The sequence below is a fragment of the Shewanella sp. S23-S33 genome, from assembly GCF_043359565.1.
GTDB lineage: Bacteria > Pseudomonadota > Gammaproteobacteria > Enterobacterales > Shewanellaceae > Shewanella > Shewanella oncorhynchi.
Window position 1 is genome coordinate 145,142 of the sequence record NZ_JBHFFD010000021.1, and the last position, 17,086, is coordinate 162,227.

Consider the following 17,086-nt stretch of genomic DNA (forward strand, 5'->3'; position numbering starts at 1 on the left):
CAACGAATAAGCGATTCAGAAGTGTGCTGTTGATTGGCCCATTCCTACGCCGGTATTAGCCGGATCAGGTTCTAAGGGTTCGTCAGATGACATCTCAGTTTGCAGCCGTTAACGTTAAAATCAGAGTAACATTAATGCACAACAAACACCCCTTGGCGGCGCCTAGTATACATGACGGAAATAAAAAGTGGGCACTCTTATCTCTGCGATTCAATTAAATGTCGCGAAAACCACTGCCCTTCAGTTCGTATGATGAAAATGTATTTAGTATCAGCCTAAATCCTTTCATCCATTTGACCGCCTATCATGATAATGCTATAGAAGGTCGCAATTTCGAACACAGTAAGAGGATCATAGTCGATGCAGCTAAAACCTTTATCGAAAGGACGTTATAGCCAGCGATGGGAGCAAGACTATCCACTTATTGAAGCGGTTGTACTTAGCTGCATCAGCGAAATAAAAATGCTCAAAAAAGGCGCTCACCTCATGACGCAGGGGGAAGCGATGGCATCACTTGTATTGGTGAAGCAAGGTCGAGTATCACTCGGCCATACCGCGAGAAATGGTCGGTGTTTTCAATTAGGCACTATTGATTGTGATTCACAACTGTTTGGCGAAATGGAGTTCTTCACCCAGTACCACTGTCAACTAGACATTATTGCCAGTGAACCCTTAGAAATCATGTTGATTAGCGCTGAAAAACTACAACATTGCCTCGGTCAGCATCCTCAACTCGCGCTATTTTTCGCTAGTGCAATTGCGATTGACTACCAAGACACAGTGGATATTTTTACTCGGCGACTGCTCTATCCCATCAGTTATAACGTGGCATTTGATATTTACCATGAATACTTAAATGACTTGCCCGTAGATGGCTTTAGTAAACGCTATTTAGAGGCTGAACGATTTGGCACTACCGACCGAGTCTACCGTCGGGCACTACAAAATCTTGAGGAACGAGGCTTAATTGAGCGGAAAAAAGATGGCATTCGGATTTGTGATCTCAACGCACTCAAGAAATTTGTTGAAGCAGGTATATAACCGCTTTCAACATAACCCACACTCGACTTAATTTAACAACCGAGTGTGGGATGGATGCACAGGTAAATTAACTTACCGATGGCGAGTGTTGTTCCATAGCCGGTTTCATCCGACTTGAAACGATCAATAGCATAAATATCGCTGCGTAAAGCAGAGGTATCACATACATCACTGTTTGTAATCCGATAATACGTTCAAAGAAAGAACTGATGGCTGGGCTAAACATCGCCCCTGCACTTCCGCTAATAAGTATATATGACACATTTTTGCTGCTGGCTTTTTTTACAAAAGACACGCCATAAGCAATAAATGCATTATAAAGCGCGGCACACACAAAACCATAACCATAGGTTAAATAAGCTATCCAATTAAGATTATTGGTACTGACAATGGCAGCGGTGATCACCATAGCTAAAGCAATAATACCGACTAAGAAATGGTGAATTTTTACACGAGTCACAATCACAGTCGAAATTAACGCACCAATTAGCGCAGCGGACCAATACTGGGTAATAATATTACCGGCATCTTCAAACGGAATATCAAATTTTTGTTTTACAAATAAAGGTGCCCAAGTTAAAAAAGTATATAAAGCCAGCATTCCTAAAAATAAACCAATACCTCCACTAATAATACCGATATTCCATTCAGACTGTTGTTTCTCTTGTGTTGTAGACGATTGCTCGCAAATAGAGAAATGAGTGAACAAGGTAATAATGACTGTACCGAACGCCACTAAACCTACGGCTAAATAGCTATAACTCCATGATAATGAATTTGTTAATGCATAAGTCGTTATCAATGGAAAAATAACGCCTGCAATATTAAACGTTGCATCTTGCACCACTAACATTGTGCTTTGTAATTTCTCTTGCCACACAGACACCACAATCGTACCAGCAATACATAGACCGATACCGCCACAAAAACCAATTAAGGTCATTGCTACCATCACAACTTGTAGGGAACTGGTTAGATGTAAAGCCAGAGCAGAAAGAGCAACCAGACTGTAACTTATCAAGGTCATTCTTTTGATACCCATTTTTTCAATAAAGAAAAATGCTGCAATCGTCCCCGCGAGTGCACCACCATTGAGCAATGAAAAAATTGATGCAACTTCGTTAACATTAGCGGCAAATTTTTCAGCTATGGGTTCAATCAACATCCCAAATTGGGTCGCAAAGCCCGCCATAATAAAATTGGCGAGAAAACTGATGGCTGTTAAAGTAATTTTATTATTCATTATGTCATTCCATAAGTGAAATGCTAAGGGTTCAAAGGATGGCTTTAAACCTAATTGAGGGCGGTTTCTAACGCGAGCTCGATCATATTATTAAAAGAGAGTTGGCGTTCTTCGGCCGTTGTTTCTTCACCGGTTAAACAATGATCCGATACCGTTAAAATGGCTAATGATTCGATACCTTGTTGGTGTGACAATCCATAAAGCCCCGCCACTTCCATATCAATACCTAATACCCCAAAACGTTCAAGTGCGGGGATCATATCTTCATCGGGATCGTAATAAAGATCACCACTAAAGATATTGCCAACTTTTACACTAATGCCTTTCTCATTCGCTGTTGTATAAGCTTTATGTAATAAAGAAAAGGTCGCAGAAGTCGCCATTTGGTAGCCGCTACTACGCTTAGCGTTAGTAGGTGAATCCGTGCCTGCGGCTTGGGCTAAAATGACATCTCGCATTTGTACATGTTTTTGTGTTGCACCTAAACTGCCAATACGAATAATGCGTTTCACGCCAAAATAATTAATCAGCTCATGGCCATAGAGCACCATAGATGAAATACCCATACCATGACCCATAACGGAAATACGCTGTCCTTGGTAAAAGCCCGTGTAACCAAGCATATTGCGAACATTCGTGACTTCTACGGCATCGGTGAGATAGGTTTCAGCGATATATTTAGCACGGAGTGGATCACCCGGCATAATAACAGTTTCAGCAAAATCAGTAGGTTGAGCATTAATATGAGCAGTCATCTTTCTATCCTCATGTGGTAATATGCTGATAGTAGTGCTCAATCACTGAATGTATTTAGGACTAAAGTCCGGATTTCATCTTGCCGTAAACCTTTTTGCTTAAAAATGGGTAATTTATCGCAACTTTCAATGTCAAAAAGACGAAAGCCAATAACATTTGAATGACCTTAAGGTCATTGAACGTTGATGTAAAAAGAATAAAAAGGCTTACTCCTTAAAAGAAGTAAGCCTTTTTAGAACGGGTTTAATATCAAAAAATCAATTAAACACGGAATAAACTAAACAGAAGCAAACTCAAGCTTAGTTTGAAAAGGTTTCACGCACGTATACATCAAATTTAACCACTTGGGCATTAGGTGCTACGGCGCCGACTTGCAATTGCTGTTTGCCGTGTAATTTCACTGATTTCCAGCTGGTCGCTTCATCTTCGATAGTAAAGCCGCTGGCATCGTACCAAGTGAATTTATATTGCACACGCATATCGGAAGAGGATTTGCTAACAATCAACGCTGAGCCCTGCACTAAATCACCGACTCGGCGTGCATCCACACTCTGTACCGCAATATCTCGGGCAAAGCTGGAATTATCGACGCGGGTTTCACCCAGTGAACTCACTGAAATCCCTGCGGTATGTGAGGCACAAGCACCTAAGGTAAGCGCTGCGGCCAGTAATAACCCTGTATAAACTTGTTTCATATATTTCTCCTAGTCACGCCACAAAATACGCAGCTAGCGCATCATTTCCCATTAAACGACAAACTAATCGAACAGTGCTGAACTCATGCTTAATAACATAGGCTAAATAAAGCATTTTCAATCTAAAATAGTGAATCAGTCATGCTTCATCAATCTAAACTTAATCAGATTAATCAATCAAAAAATGTGCCCGTGCCGTAGCAATAAGCTGCTTACGATTGGTTTGCCAACAATCAATATTCACGTTGGCGACTCGTCGACCCTGACGGGTAATACGACACTCAGCAAAACTATCCTTGTGCAGACCTGCACGTAAATAGTCGATTGAAAAATCAACGACTTTAGGCACCTTTGCTGTTTGCATAAATACCATTAACTGCACTATCGCTGACATTTCCATAAAGCCCGCAATCACGCCGCCATGAATAGCGGGCAACACAGGATTACCGATATTGTCGTCTTTAGCGGGCAATTTAAAAATCAGTTCATCACCAAAACGCTCTACCTTCATGCCAATAAATTTGGCATAGGGAACGTGCTCAAGTAAATGACCGAAATCGTTAAGCTCAGTCGCGCGTTTAACTATGCCTTGCACATCAATAGGCGCTTTAACCTGTGCGTTTTGAGTTGTACTGGCTGCATCTAGTATCGAATTATTTGCGCTCATCACTCTCTCCTATCGCAGGCACGGCTTCACCCATTAACGCTTGCCTAAAGGCATCACCGACCATTTCAGGGCTGATCCGCATAAAAGAGCCGACGGCATGGGCGATGGGATCGTCAATACTGTCTTGGTAAGCAATTGCACGGGTAAAGGCAATATTAGAAGACAACTTATAGCATTCTGCAAAACCAAATACAGGCTTATGGGGCTGAGCGGGCTTCATGTAGTCCACCCGCAAATCGAGCGTAGGTGATATTTCTAATAATTTGAATTTATGGAAAATAGCGCTCACGACTGCACTGCCACACGCGGTATCCATTAAAGTAGTGATCACCCCGCCATGGATAACACCGGTATCGGGATACCCAATTAATTCAGTGCTATAGGGCAACTCAATCAACACATGGTGCTCACTCGCCTCCAATACGGTTAAACCGAGACGGCGACACTGGGCTAGTTGATCCACAAACCGCTGCGCCATTTGGGTCAGCGGGAAAAAATCCGAATTGACCTTCATTTGCCTTGGCTCAACATGGGCCCCAGAGGCTCCCCGCCCACAAGGTGGAAATGAATGTGATAGACTTCTTGTCCACCGTGTTGATTGCAGTTCATGATCAGTCGGTAGCCATCTTTAGCAATACCCGCTTCCGCCGCCAATTTAGCCGCAACCGTCATCATACGGCCAAGCACTGGCTCATCAGAGGCTTTCATGTCGTTCGCCGTTGGGATCAAATGATTCGGCACAATCAAAATATGCGTTGGCGCCTTAGGGGAAATGTCTCTAAAGGCTGTCACAAGTTCATCTTGATACAGAATATCCGCGGGAATTTCGCGACGAATAATTTTGCTGAAAATCGTTTCTTCGGCCATGGGGCGTCCTCCTTGGGTTAGTTGGCATAGTATACTAGCAATTCAATACTTTGTGTCTGCAGATATTTTGCTTTTCATTTGCCAGTTGCAGGCATTTTTGGCAGCATGGCCACCATTAAAACACTCAGGTTTTGCAGGATAAATATGATCCATTACCAGATAATCCCCGTCGATCCGAAAGCCCATTTATTCGCTGTTACTATGACATTATCACAACCCAAGCCAGTGCAGGTCTTTAGCCTACCCGCTTGGCTGCCCGGCAGTTACATGGTGCGCGACTTTGCCAAAAATATCATTGAACTCAAGGCACAAGATGCACAAGGCCAAACGCTTAAGCTCACCCAACTAGATAAGCAAACTTGGTCGGTTGACAATAATAGCAGCGAAATTATTCTGACTTATCAAGTGTATGCTTGGGATCTGTCGGTGCGCACCGCGCATTTGGACATGACCCACGGCTTCTTTAACGGCAGTAGCGTATTTTTATCCGCCCATGGTTTCGAAGACACTTTACACACCGTCTCTATAGAGCCACCAACAGAGCCAACATTAAGTGACTGGCGCCTTGCTACCAGCATGACTCGCACCAGTGGTGACGATTTTGCCTTCGGCCAATTTTCAGCTAAAAGCTATGACGAGCTCATCGATCATCCGGTGGAAATGGGTTTATTCACCTTAGGGAGTTTTGATGCCTGTGGCGTGCGGCATGATATCGTACTCAATGGTCGCCACCGTGCTTGCATGCCAAGGCTCTGCCAAGATTTAAAGACCATTTGTGAGTATCAGATTAACTTCTTTGGTACGCCTGCACCGTTTAAACGTTATTTGTTTATGACCACAGTATTAGACAATGGCTTTGGCGGTTTAGAGCACAGAGCTTCTACTGCATTAATGTGTTCACGCAAAGACTTACCGCTGTCGCTAGATATGCCAATCAATAATGACTATCGCACTTATTTATCCCTGTGCAGCCACGAGTATTTCCACAGCTGGAACGTTAAGCGCATTAAGCCTGAATGCTTTTTACCCTATAAACTTGAGGCAGAAACCTATACGCCACAATTATGGGCCTATGAAGGCATCACCTCCTATTACGATGACTTTCTTACCTATCGTGCAGGTCTGGTAGATGAACAAAGCTATTTAGATATGCTGAGTGAGACCTTCACCCGTGTCTATCACAGCCAGGGACGCTTTAAACAAAGTGTTAAGGACTCAAGCTTTAATGCTTGGACTAAGTTCTACAAGCAGGATGAAAACGCACAAAATGCCATCATCAGTTATTACACTAAAGGGGCTCTGTTTGCGCTGTATTTAGATTTAACCCTGCGCAGCGAAACCCTGGGCAAATACAATCTCGACCATGTTATGCAGATTTTATGGCAGGAATATGCTCTGCAAGATAAAGGCACCACAGATACTTGCCATCAAGCCATCGTTGAACGACTCCTTGGTCGTGATTGCCAAGATCTATTTGCCTACTTAGATAGCACTGACGATATTCCGTTAGCGGCTTTACTCGCCGAATTTGGGGTCAACTTGAGTCTTCGAGCCAGTCAAGGTGCGCAAGACGTGGGCGGCGGGCAAGCGAAAGGTTATGAGATTGCATTCGGCGCGAAAACCCAAGCAGCACCTATAGGATTAAAAATCGTGACTGTCACCCAAGGCAGCCCTGCACACCTTGCAGGGTTAAGTGCAGGTGATGTGTTAATTGCCGCGGATAACCTACAAGTCACAGGACAATTTGAGGCGCAGCTACAGCAGTATCCGCTGGGTGAATCCTTGAATTTACATTGGTTTAGACGGGATGAATTGATGACGGGTGAATTGATGATAACTGCCGCGCCTAAGGATACTGTCGCCCTATCCATTCGTGACAAAAGCAAAATAGCGGCTTGGCTTGGACGTTAATAGACTTTCGGCTTAAGAACACTTTTGAGAAATAATAAAAGGGGCTTTAGCCCCTTTTATCTGAGATAAGACTTAACTTAAATGTATATCCATTTGTATATCAATACTGATATCGACTTAAACCACCACATCGTGCAAATAGGTTTGTGCCCACGCAATCGCTTGACCACGGCTAGACACTCCAATTTTACGGAATACTCGGTACAAATGGGTTTTTATCGTGCTTTCACTGACAAACAACTGATTGGCGATATCTAAATTAGTACTTCCCGTCAACAATGCTTGTAATACTTCACGCTCACGGATAGTTAACGGTTCAGTGTCTTCGAACAATCCAAAATCATCATTTACCCCATTAATGAGCTGAATTGGGATGACCCTATGACCTCGTAAAATATTCGAGAGTCCTAGGCTTATCTCAGTTAAACCTGCATCGAGATAAAACACCCCTGCAGTTGTGGCTGCTTGCATTAAGAAACGTGCATCCACTTGTTTAGGGAACTGCAAATAGACAACTCGCACACTCGGTTGCTCACGGGCAAGTAAACGCTGAAATTGGTGTGCTTTTTGAAGATCAACAGTCGCTAAATCGATCACGACCATGGAGGCATTATTATCTTTGATTTTCTCACACATCTCATCAGGGCTGACTTGGGTCAACTTAACGAGAAACTCCTGCGGCCAACGTCCTGCGAGCAATTCCATCAATACTTGCGATCGTGACACTACAATCCAATGTAATATTTTGAACATCCTGCTCACTCCCTGTCTGGTTAACGATTATTCACTTTAAGGATCTAAGATCCTCCAAATACGACTTCAACATCCGTTCAATAGACTTCCAAGTCTACCGTGGTCACGATATTAGCATTAGATAAAACAGATTAAAAAGACTTACGTAAAAAATATTTACCGTACGCAAATCAAAAACTTCTAACACTTTCGTTGACTACACTATCAATCAGAAGTCTTAATTGAAACTGAAAAAAGTTACTGAAATTTTAGGATAAAAGCGTAAGATCATACCAACACAAAAAATAAGGAAATTCCATGTCCAGCAGTAACCCCACCGCTTTTGAAATAAAATCCTATCCTGTGTGGGACAAACCGACGCGATTATTTCATTGGATTAATGTCATTCTTGTGCTCGCACTCACCTTAGTCGGTGGCATCATGATGTATCGCACTGAGCTAGGCATATCTGAGTTAACAGGTAAAATTGGCTTGAAAACTTTACACGTGTGCATAGGATATGCGTTCGCAATAAACCTCATCGTCCGCCTTGTGTGGGGTTTTATCGGTAACAAATATGCGCGTTTCAGCCACATGTTTCCCAATGCTAATAGCAAAAGCGAATTAATAGCTTATAAGACTGAATTAGCCGCGGGGAAAAATCCGCAGTATTTAGGTCATAACCCTAAAGGTAAATTTGCCGTGCTGGCCATCATGTTGCTATTAGTGACCATAATGATCACTGGACTTTTGCGTGCAGGTACAGATATTTATTATCCGCCGCTAGGTAGTGCTGTACAAAGCTATCTTGCCGATACCAATGTCGAACCTACAAGCTTAAAACCCTATGATGCAACGGGTGTGAACGCAGAAAAAGCGGATGCACTTAAACCAATGAAAGGATTGGCAGGTCAAGTGCACGTCTATGCGGTTTATGTGTTGTTACTGCTGATGTTATTACATGTATTCGCGGTGATTTATACTGAAGTAAAACGTCAACCAGGGATTATTTCAGCCATGTTTTCGGGTAAAAAAATCATCCAAGGCCAACCAAAAGACGAGTAATCGGTTAGTAAACGGATAAAAATAACGCCAGCTATTCGCTGGCGTTATTTATTTAGACATGAAGGTATATACCAACTTTTCTAAACGTATTTTTGAGATTATTTTTTCAGAACAGTTGCAGGGGTACGACCATCATCATGGCAGCTTTCACAGGTAGGTTTTTGACCGACATTCATATCATGTACCGCATGACAATCTGCACAGACTAAATTACCGTCATGTGGCTTATGCACAGCGTCCATTTCAGCATAGGTACCATGACAACTTTGGCACTGTGCAAATTCAAAGGCACCATCCGCAGAAGGTGTACCATCTTTATGACAGCTTTCGCATCCACCCGACTCAGCATGGAAATCAGACAATTTTTGATCTGCAGCAAATGCGGTTGGCGACAGCGCTAACGCTGCAAGACTTGCCCCGAAAAGCGCACTTAATAGTTTTTTGCTCACAATAGTATCCTCCAATGGCGATTGTCAGTGGAAATTCTTGTCAGGGTGACTTCCATCTCTCAACCAAAATAAATAGCACGACTCGATATAACTTAGCTAAGGATGAACGAATAAGCAAACCCAAACTAAGCGACACAACTTTATCAACATACTCAAGGGTAAAATGTGCGCTGCATCATGTAACCACATGCTTATATAAGAGTTTTACATCTACCTAACCTAGAGGCTACATAATGTAAATCCCTAAACTGGCAAGCGACAGAATAAATCCCCCTTAATCTAAAACTAAAAGCTCGATTCATGGTGATACTTAAGACAAAGTGATAATAAAAAGGAATGACAATAAGTGAATGGGTACAGAGTACTAGACGAGGATGCTTTAAATAGTGAAGGCACAACATTCAACCAAAACGCCTCTGGCACTTAATTCAAATGCCAGAAGGAATTAGCGATAACGGTTAACTCGCCCACTATAACCAATGATACAAATAGCTATTAGACAGGTAGGCATCAACTCGCATCAAGTTTATTGTCAGCCTCAAGCTCTGTTTTAGGCCAAGCGTTAATCACGGCTTTGACTAACGATGCTAATGGAATGGCAAAGAATACTCCCCATACACCCCATAAACCGCCAAAGACTAATACGGCCGCTATGATGATCACCGGATGCAAATCCACCGCATCGGAAAATAAAATAGGCACGAGTAAATTACCGTCGAGCGCCTGAATAATACCGTAACCCAACATTAAATAGCCAAATTCAGAACTAAAACCCCACTGAAAAAATGCCACTAGGGCGATAGGTAATGTAACTAAGGTTGCACCGACATAAGGGATCAATACCGATAACCCCGTTAACACACCGAGCAACACCGAATATCGCAGTCCCATCAAGGCAAACAAAATATAAGTTGCGACACCAACAACCACGATTTCGATCACTTTGCCACGAATGTAATTAAAAATCTGTTGGTGCATTTCAAACCACACTTTACGCGCTAGCTGGCGATTTGTGGGAAAAAATCGCTTACTGCCGCTAATCAGTTGATCTTTATCTTTTAAAAAGAAAAACACCAGTAAGGGCACTAAAATCGCGTACACCATCAAGACGAGTAAAGAAGCTGAATAACCGATTAATTGCTTAGCAATATCCAACACATGTTGAGTATCGAGCAGTTTTTTAAGCTCACCAACCATCAGATCTAACTGCTCTGGATTGATAAATCGTGGATATTGATTGATCAGTGTTTGTATTGTCAGCAAGCCTTTATCTATCATGCTAGGCAAGTCGGCAATTAAGCTAACACCTTGACGCCACACACTCGGAATTAAGCCAAATGTCAGTAAAACCACGATTCCCAAAAACAACACAATAACCAAGGACGCACCAGCGGTGCGATTAATCCCCAATTTAAGCATTTGCGCCACAGGCCATTCCAATAGAAATGCCAACACAAGAGCGACCAACAGCGGAGCAAGTAGACCTGCCGCAAAATAAATCACTAGCGCAAGCCCGACAAGAATAGCCATTAAGGTCACAGCTTGTGGATCACTAAAGCGCTCTTGATACCAACGAGAAAAAACAGTAAACATGGATCATTCCAATAGTGATGGTTGGCAAGGCTTCCCAAACGCTCAGGAAAGTTTATTTATCATGATGTTATTCGAGACTTTACTCAGTTAGACTTTCGCTTCTACACGTCAGCTAAATCAAAAAATAAACTGATAGGAGTAAACAACCTAGCCTGAGCGGCACTCTGGCTCAAAATTAGGCGCTTGATGCTAGTCTAAGAGGATTTAAACATAAAAATCCTCAATTTATCCCTGAGATAGATCAACTTTGGTGACCATCAAGGCTAACAGACTTGCATCATTACGCAACTCTTGCACGACATGCCCTTGTTTTTTTAAATATTGGGGAACATCTCGCCGCGAACCAGAGTCTAAGAGTAAGATATGCAACTGCTCACCCTCTCGCATTGGCTTCAATGTAAGCTTCACTTTCACTAAGGGTACTGGACAACGAAAGAGCGTTAAATCAATAAAAATCATAATGAACTTGCTATAGACGAACTTGGGCCATTATCCTAAGTTGCACCTCAAACTACAAGCTAAGTGCAGTATCTGCCTTTAGTTGAGATAATTAGAAATAAAAGGATCCGCTTGCGTAACTTGACTTTTTTGACTCGATTCAAACCTTTTGTTGCAGGCGCACTCTCCTTGATGCTGCTAACCTTCGCCGCCAAAAGCTTTGCCAACAATGACTTACCGGATTTAGGTACGGCCGCAGTTAACACCTTCAGCCTTGAAAAAGAAATGGTTTACGGTGATGCTTATATGCGCATCATTCGCTCATCGGCACCTATGCTAAATGACCCCGTGTTGAGTCAATATCTTACCGAGCTTGGCAATAAACTGGTCGCCCATGCCACAGGCGTAAAAACGCCGTTTTATTTTTTCCTATTACAAAATGATGAAATCAACGCCTTCGCCTTCTTTGGCGGCCATGTTGCCGTACACACAGGCTTATTTCTCAATGCCGACAATGAAAGCGAACTGGCTTCAGTATTAGGCCACGAAGTAACTCACGTTACTCAACGTCACCTTGCCCGATCCCTTGAAGCACAGCAAAAAAGTAATCCTGCAACAATTGCCGGTTTACTCGGCGCCATTTTGTTAACTATTGCAGTACCACAAGCAGGTATGGCGGCGCTTGCGACAACCCAAGCCATGGCGACACAATCGAAAATCAACTACACCCGTTTGCATGAAAAGGAAGCCGATCGCATCGGAATGCAAATTCTAGTGGATGCAGGCTTTAATCCCAATGCTGCGGCGGATTTCTTTGGTAAATTAGCAACTCGTTATCGCTTTACCACAACACCACCACAAATGTTATTAACTCACCCATTACCTGAATCGCGGATCACTGAAGCCCGTAACCGTGCCGAGCAATACCCTAAACGTTATATCCCTGATAATCTTAATTTTCAGCTAGCAAAAGCCCGTATTCAAGTCCGTTTTTCCAGCTATAGCGACGAAGCAGTATTAAGCATGTTTGATCGGCAGCTCAACAAACAGACCTATAGCTTCAAAGAGGCGGCACTTTATGGCAAAGCGCTGGCTTTATATAGATTGAAGAAGTTTAATGAATCAGAAAAAATCGTTGATGAGCTGTTAAAAATCGATGATAACAACCTGTTTTATATAGACACTAAATCTGATTTACTGATCGAACGTAAGGACTATGCAAAAGCGATAACTATGCTCGAAGCCCAGCGTAAAATGAAACCAACGTCTCAAGTGATCAATGCCAACTTAGCCAATATATATATCGAAGCCGATCAAGCCCCCAAAGCAATCCCTTTGCTGGAAGATATGATTTTCCTCGATAAACAAAATGAACTGCCCTATCAATTGTTGACTATGGTGTATAAAAAAACCGGCAATCAAGCATTGGAATATTTTTCCACCGCAGAGCTGATGGCCTTAGGTGCTAACTATAAGGGCGCAATCGATCAACTTAACTTTGCCTACCGTGCATCCGAAAATAATCCATTACAGCTTGCACGTATTGAAGCACGTATTCGCCAGTTTAAAATGGCTGATAAAGAGATGGATGCGCTTAAGTAATAAGTTGTTTTACAAATAGATTAAAGACAATAACCCATTTATGCGCCCCGAACACACTGACGGGGCGCGGTTTTTTCTGTTATTATCCGCGCCATTGTTATTTCAGCCCGTATTGAGCCTCTAGTACTATGACCCAAGCGACGATTTACCATAACCCACGTTGTTCAAAAAGCCGTGAAACCTTAGCTTTACTCGAGCAACAAGGCTGCGACATTACCCTAGTGGACTACTTAAAAAATCCCCCTACGGCTAAAGACATCGGCGACATTCTGGCTAAACTAGGCATCAGTGCTCGCGAATTAATGCGCACCAAGGAAGCAGAATATCAAGCCTTGGGACTTGCAGACTCATCACTAACAGAATTGCAGTTGATTGAGGCTATGGTCAACACACCTAAACTCATCGAACGGCCAATTGTGCTCGCCAATCAAAGCGCAGCCATCGGCCGTCCTCCTGAGAATGTGCTCACTATTCTTTAACCCATGATTTTTAAACCAAAATGGCTTTTATTTTCAACCCTTAGGTAGACTTATGACGTCCAACACCTTATTTATCCTTAGCCGTTTAGGCTACTTTGCGCTAGTGCTGCTATTAGGCGGTTGGTTTGTTGGCCAAGGGATTAGCGGTGAATACACCCTGCTATTTAGTCTCTTATGGATAGTGCCGTTATTACTACCCGCAAAGGGAGTTTTCCAAGGTAATCCATACACTTACGCTTGGGCGAGTTTTATTCTGTGCTTATATATGTTACATGGGCTCACCCTGCTTTATGTCACCAATGATGCCTTCGCTTTTGCCTTAATCGAAGTATTATTGATTGGCGTACTGCTAATCGCTTTCCCATTTTATGCCCGCATACGTGGTCGTGAACTGGGATTAGGCCTGAAGAAAAAATCTAAAGAATAGTCCGTTCAATATATTTTCAGTGCCGTTTAACCTTGTTGGGTATAGCGGCACTTTTTATATTGCAAGGCCAAACCTTGGCTCAAATATCCCTTATGATCTCAGCCTGAATACCCATTTTAACCTTAGTTCTAACCTCCGTTCCGACGTCAATTCCCATCACGACAAAATTAACACTTATTATACTTACACTGACTTTTTGCAACTAAGTGCCCGTGTTATAGTCAGTTTCTCACGGTATAAGCGTCCCATGACGCCACAAAAGTCTAAATAGCACAGCAGAGTTAACAAGGGAGAATGGTGTAATGGGAATGTCGATACCACTGAAATTTTTCGGATTTATGGCCTGCTCGGGCCTACTTGCGGCATGCGGGGGCGGTGGTGATAGTCAACCAGATGATAGTGTAGTCACGCCCCCTCCACTTCACTAGCACGCTGCACAGATAGTATTTCGCCACTCATTACCACCACGTCATCCTCAATTCGCTTTCAAACCGAGCCAAATTATGTGGCGGGTCAATCCAGTACTATCATTGCCAATATCCTAAATCGTGACAGCCAAGACTTAACCTTCCGTTGGCAGCAAATCGATGGCGCTAACATCGCACTCGTCAGTCAAAACAGCCCGGTATTAGCCTTTGATACTCCCACCGCAGGCGGCTACCGTTTTAACTTGCATGTGACGGGCAGTAATCTAGATGTCACCGGAGAAATTGGCATTAATGTCGATCCCGCATCGACGGGTATGCTAAACGTCCGTCAAGATCACCAAGTGGTTGAAGGCAATAATGTGAGCTTAAGACTCGGACAACAATCGGAATTAAGTGCAGCAAATATCTCTTGGTGTATAGCATCTGGCCCAGATTTAATGGTCGATGTGAGCGATCCGTTTAGACCCTTGTTTACCGCGCCAACGGTCACCCAGGATACAATCACTCGCCTCAAAGTGAATGCCAACGTCAATGGCAATCAGCTTAGCGATGATGTCTTTGTGCTAACAACCTCGGCGCCAGCGATCAGCTCACCATACTTCGATACCCCAGTTGCGCGCACCCATGCCTATCGTCCGGCTTCACCTTACGCCAATGTGCTAGCAAACTGTGTTTACTCCAATCAGCTTAATGATAGCTGCACTATCAATACCTTACCTTTGATAGGTCAAACCTCAAGCGATCTCAATCACGAGACGATTCTAAATCGAGTACTGGTTTCCCACGATTGGATGGGTGATAACTTTGCCGCTTTCTTAGCCCAGATGGACCCCAACAGCGATTTTGCTCGCCTATTACAATCCGTCACGGCCGTGGTGATTAGCTATGATGTACGCCCTTCTTTTTATTGGGTAGTCACAGGGGCGATTTATCTCGATCCCAATGATTTATGGCTTACGCCAAGCCAACGCGACACTATTAATGAAGCGCCGGATTACCGCAGTAATTTTGGAAATGATCTTAACTTTGTGATGCCTTGGCGTTATGTAAAAGATAACCAATATGCCTCCCTTGGCGTGCCTATCACCGTCAGAGCAAACCGCACATTAGCGCAAATCAACCCCGATCTGGCCTCCTTGTTGTATCACGAACTCGCCCATGCCAATGACTTTTTTCCACGCAGCGTGCATGCCACACTCACAGGGCCAAGACTGTTAGATGACTACAGCCGCCGCAATGCCAACAAGAGTCTAATTTCAGATGAAGTCAGCAAAACCTACCCATTAACGAGTACTGAAATGATGGGACTTGCCAATGTTAGTTTCCTCGGCGCAGCGGCGAGTAATGTGCAAAAGACCTATCAAGCATCGGATGTCAGTACTTTCTTTTCTGCCGATATCGCCAGCGACTTCTATGCCTATTCCAGTACCCGTGAAGACACGGCCATGTTATTTGAGGAAGCCATGATGAGTTATCGCTATCAAATATTGCGTGATGTCGCCGTCACCAATAAACCTGCGATATTAACTGCGGATTCGCTGATTATTGACTCGGGACAAAGGGGAAGAATTGCGCAAGACAGTCTAGAAAATCGCGCCGCGTTGGTGATTGATGAAATGCTGCCAGAGCTTAATGGGATCAGTCTGGTCGAAAGCCTACCCGAGCCAATTAATATGGTGCAAGGTCAAAGCTGGCGTCAAACATTGGCAATATCGCCTGCGAATACGCAGCTCAAAGGCCAAAGCAATGCAGCTGCAATTAATGCCGAGTCTCGTTTTGAAGCCGAACTTCGCTTAAGTGGTGACCGTCACCAACATCCACAACAATAGCGTTTTAAATTTTAGATAAACAAAAGCCCGTATGCATTAAACATGACGGGCTTTACTCTTTTTGGCTTTAATGCCAGTAGGTTTTGTATCTTCAGAACGAACACAAACCATGCTGTATCTAAAGGTGTAGCATCTCTTTGGCAAACGGAATCGTGAGCTTGCGCTGATGCACTAATGAGGCTTTATCTAACTTATCCAATACATCGAACAAGGTACGTAAATCCCGCGCCATTCGGTTCAACAAAAAACGCCCAACGTCTTCCGGTAATTGCAGACCACGCATGGCGGCGCGGCGTTGCAGAGCGGCAAGTTTCTCATCATCTGCCATGGGTTGCAGTTGGTAATTCAACCCCCATTGCATACGTGAAACAAGATCTGGCAAGAGGAACCCAGCATCCGCAGGAGACGAGCTGCCGCTGACCACTAAGGCGCAATTATTATTTTCTGCGACGCGATTGTAGAGATCAAAAATCGCCTCTTCCCAAACGGGGTGGCCGGCGATGGCATCGACATCATCGATACAAACCAAATCCAACTGTTCTAGGCCTTCAAGCAATGCGGTCGAAATACTCGCATGTATGCCTAAGGGAATATAAAAGCTGCGACGCTCCACTTCATTAGCGTGCGCGCAAGCAGCGTGCATTAAATGGGTTCGACCCGATTTAACTGGGCCCCACAAATAGATGGCGGCTTCACCATGCCCTTCGGCATTCGCTCTCAATTTTTGAATAAGTTCATCATTACCCGCGGCGGGGTAATAACTATTAAAGGTTTCGTCGTCTGGCAAATGCACAGGTAACGAGAGTTGCAGAGGTGAGTTTAAGGGCACTCGGTCTTCTCAATATTAAATAAAAACAATGCCGT

At 43.5% G+C, this 17,086-nt stretch carries 17 protein-coding genes, 1 pseudogene and 1 riboswitch; of the genes and pseudogenes, 7 read left to right on the top strand and 11 right to left on the bottom strand.

Translation table 11 applies throughout. The features are described from left to right. Positions 1-24: 24 nt before the first annotated feature. Positions 25-163: riboswitch (TPP riboswitch) on the bottom strand. 197 nt (positions 164-360) lie between these two features. Further along, positions 361-1,041, top strand: coding sequence for a Crp/Fnr family transcriptional regulator (locus ACHA99_RS06700; RefSeq protein WP_012196926.1), 681 nt, complete (start codon positions 361-363; stop codon positions 1,039-1,041). A gap of 67 nt (positions 1,042-1,108) precedes the next feature. Here the strand turns inward: ACHA99_RS06700 and tsgA are convergent, their stop codons facing one another. From tsgA to hinT, 6 genes are all read right to left on the bottom strand, one after another. Beyond that, positions 1,109-2,284, bottom strand: coding sequence for an MFS transporter TsgA (tsgA, locus tag ACHA99_RS06705; protein ID WP_393941800.1), 1,176 nt, complete (start codon positions 2,282-2,284; stop codon positions 1,109-1,111). Positions 2,285-2,334: 50 nt separating this feature from the next. Further along, positions 2,335-3,039 (bottom strand): purine-nucleoside phosphorylase, encoded by a 705-nt coding sequence (deoD, locus tag ACHA99_RS06710; protein ID WP_012196924.1) that lies wholly within the window; start codon positions 3,037-3,039, stop codon positions 2,335-2,337. 300 nt (positions 3,040-3,339) lie between these two features. Then, positions 3,340-3,735, bottom strand: a complete 396-nt coding sequence (locus ACHA99_RS06715; RefSeq protein WP_028760301.1) for a YcfL family protein — start codon at positions 3,733-3,735, stop codon at positions 3,340-3,342. Positions 3,736-3,904: 169 nt separating this feature from the next. Further along, complete coding sequence (locus tag ACHA99_RS06720; protein WP_168823948.1) at positions 3,905-4,402, bottom strand: PaaI family thioesterase; 498 nt, start codon at positions 4,400-4,402, stop codon at positions 3,905-3,907. Beyond that, a complete protein-coding gene (locus ACHA99_RS06725) occupies positions 4,389-4,916 on the bottom strand; it encodes a PaaI family thioesterase (RefSeq protein WP_028760303.1) in 528 nt (175 codons plus the stop codon). Before ACHA99_RS06725 ends, ACHA99_RS06720 begins: the two co-directional genes overlap by 14 nt. Continuing rightward, positions 4,913-5,269, bottom strand: coding sequence for a purine nucleoside phosphoramidase (hinT, locus tag ACHA99_RS06730; RefSeq protein WP_006081303.1), 357 nt, complete (start codon positions 5,267-5,269; stop codon positions 4,913-4,915). Before hinT ends, ACHA99_RS06725 begins: the two co-directional genes overlap by 4 nt. Positions 5,270-5,413: 144 nt before the next feature. On the opposite strand from hinT, the gene ACHA99_RS06735 reads away from it, so the two are divergent. Next, positions 5,414-7,180, top strand: coding sequence for a M61 family metallopeptidase (locus tag ACHA99_RS06735; RefSeq protein ID WP_393941803.1), 1,767 nt, complete (start codon positions 5,414-5,416; stop codon positions 7,178-7,180). Positions 7,181-7,297: 117 nt separating this feature from the next. Here the strand turns inward: ACHA99_RS06735 and ACHA99_RS06740 are convergent, their stop codons facing one another. Next, complete coding sequence (locus ACHA99_RS06740) at positions 7,298-7,933, bottom strand: LuxR C-terminal-related transcriptional regulator (RefSeq protein ID WP_028760305.1); 636 nt, start codon at positions 7,931-7,933, stop codon at positions 7,298-7,300. Between the two features lie 297 nt (positions 7,934-8,230). On the opposite strand from ACHA99_RS06740, the gene ACHA99_RS06745 reads away from it, so the two are divergent. Next, positions 8,231-8,977 (top strand): cytochrome b/b6 domain-containing protein, encoded by a 747-nt coding sequence (locus ACHA99_RS06745; RefSeq protein ID WP_393941806.1) that lies wholly within the window; start codon positions 8,231-8,233, stop codon positions 8,975-8,977. Between the two features lie 98 nt (positions 8,978-9,075). On the opposite strand, the gene ACHA99_RS06750 is transcribed toward ACHA99_RS06745, so the two are convergent. The 3 genes from ACHA99_RS06750 to ACHA99_RS06760 all read right to left on the bottom strand — a co-directional run bounded on the left by ACHA99_RS06750 (position 9,076) and on the right by ACHA99_RS06760 (position 11,478). Then, entirely contained in the window at positions 9,076-9,426 is a 351-nt protein-coding gene (locus ACHA99_RS06750) for a cytochrome c3 family protein (protein WP_105252823.1), read from the bottom strand. A 510-nt stretch (positions 9,427-9,936) separates the two neighbouring features. After that, positions 9,937-11,019, bottom strand: a complete 1,083-nt coding sequence (locus ACHA99_RS06755) for an AI-2E family transporter (protein ID WP_393941808.1) — start codon at positions 11,017-11,019, stop codon at positions 9,937-9,939. Between the two features lie 225 nt (positions 11,020-11,244). Next, on the bottom strand, positions 11,245-11,478 hold the full coding sequence (locus tag ACHA99_RS06760; protein WP_393941810.1) for a sulfurtransferase TusA family protein: 234 nt from the start codon (positions 11,476-11,478) through the stop codon (positions 11,245-11,247). Positions 11,479-11,589: 111 nt separating this feature from the next. Between ACHA99_RS06760 and ACHA99_RS06765 the strand changes: the two genes are divergently transcribed. The 4 genes and pseudogenes from ACHA99_RS06765 to ACHA99_RS06780 all read left to right on the top strand — a co-directional run bounded on the left by ACHA99_RS06765 (position 11,590) and on the right by ACHA99_RS06780 (position 16,222). Then, complete coding sequence (locus tag ACHA99_RS06765) at positions 11,590-13,059, top strand: M48 family metalloprotease (RefSeq protein ID WP_393941812.1); 1,470 nt, start codon at positions 11,590-11,592, stop codon at positions 13,057-13,059. A 128-nt stretch (positions 13,060-13,187) separates the two neighbouring features. Next, positions 13,188-13,538 carry an arsenate reductase (glutaredoxin) gene (gene arsC, locus ACHA99_RS06770; RefSeq protein ID WP_286993544.1) on the top strand — a complete coding sequence of 117 codons (351 nt, stop codon included), beginning with the start codon at positions 13,188-13,190 and terminating at the stop codon, positions 13,536-13,538. Positions 13,539-13,590: 52 nt separating this feature from the next. Next, positions 13,591-13,965 carry a DUF2069 domain-containing protein gene (locus ACHA99_RS06775; RefSeq protein WP_028760312.1) on the top strand — a complete coding sequence of 125 codons (375 nt, stop codon included), beginning with the start codon at positions 13,591-13,593 and terminating at the stop codon, positions 13,963-13,965. Between the two features lie 302 nt (positions 13,966-14,267). Beyond that, positions 14,268-16,222 (top strand): annotated as a pseudogene (locus tag ACHA99_RS06780) (hypothetical protein). Positions 16,223-16,340: 118 nt separating this feature from the next. On the opposite strand, the gene hda reads toward ACHA99_RS06780, so the two are convergent. Next, on the bottom strand, positions 16,341-17,051 hold the full coding sequence (hda, locus tag ACHA99_RS06785; protein ID WP_393941814.1) for a DnaA inactivator Hda: 711 nt from the start codon (positions 17,049-17,051) through the stop codon (positions 16,341-16,343). Positions 17,052-17,086 lie beyond the last annotated feature (35 nt).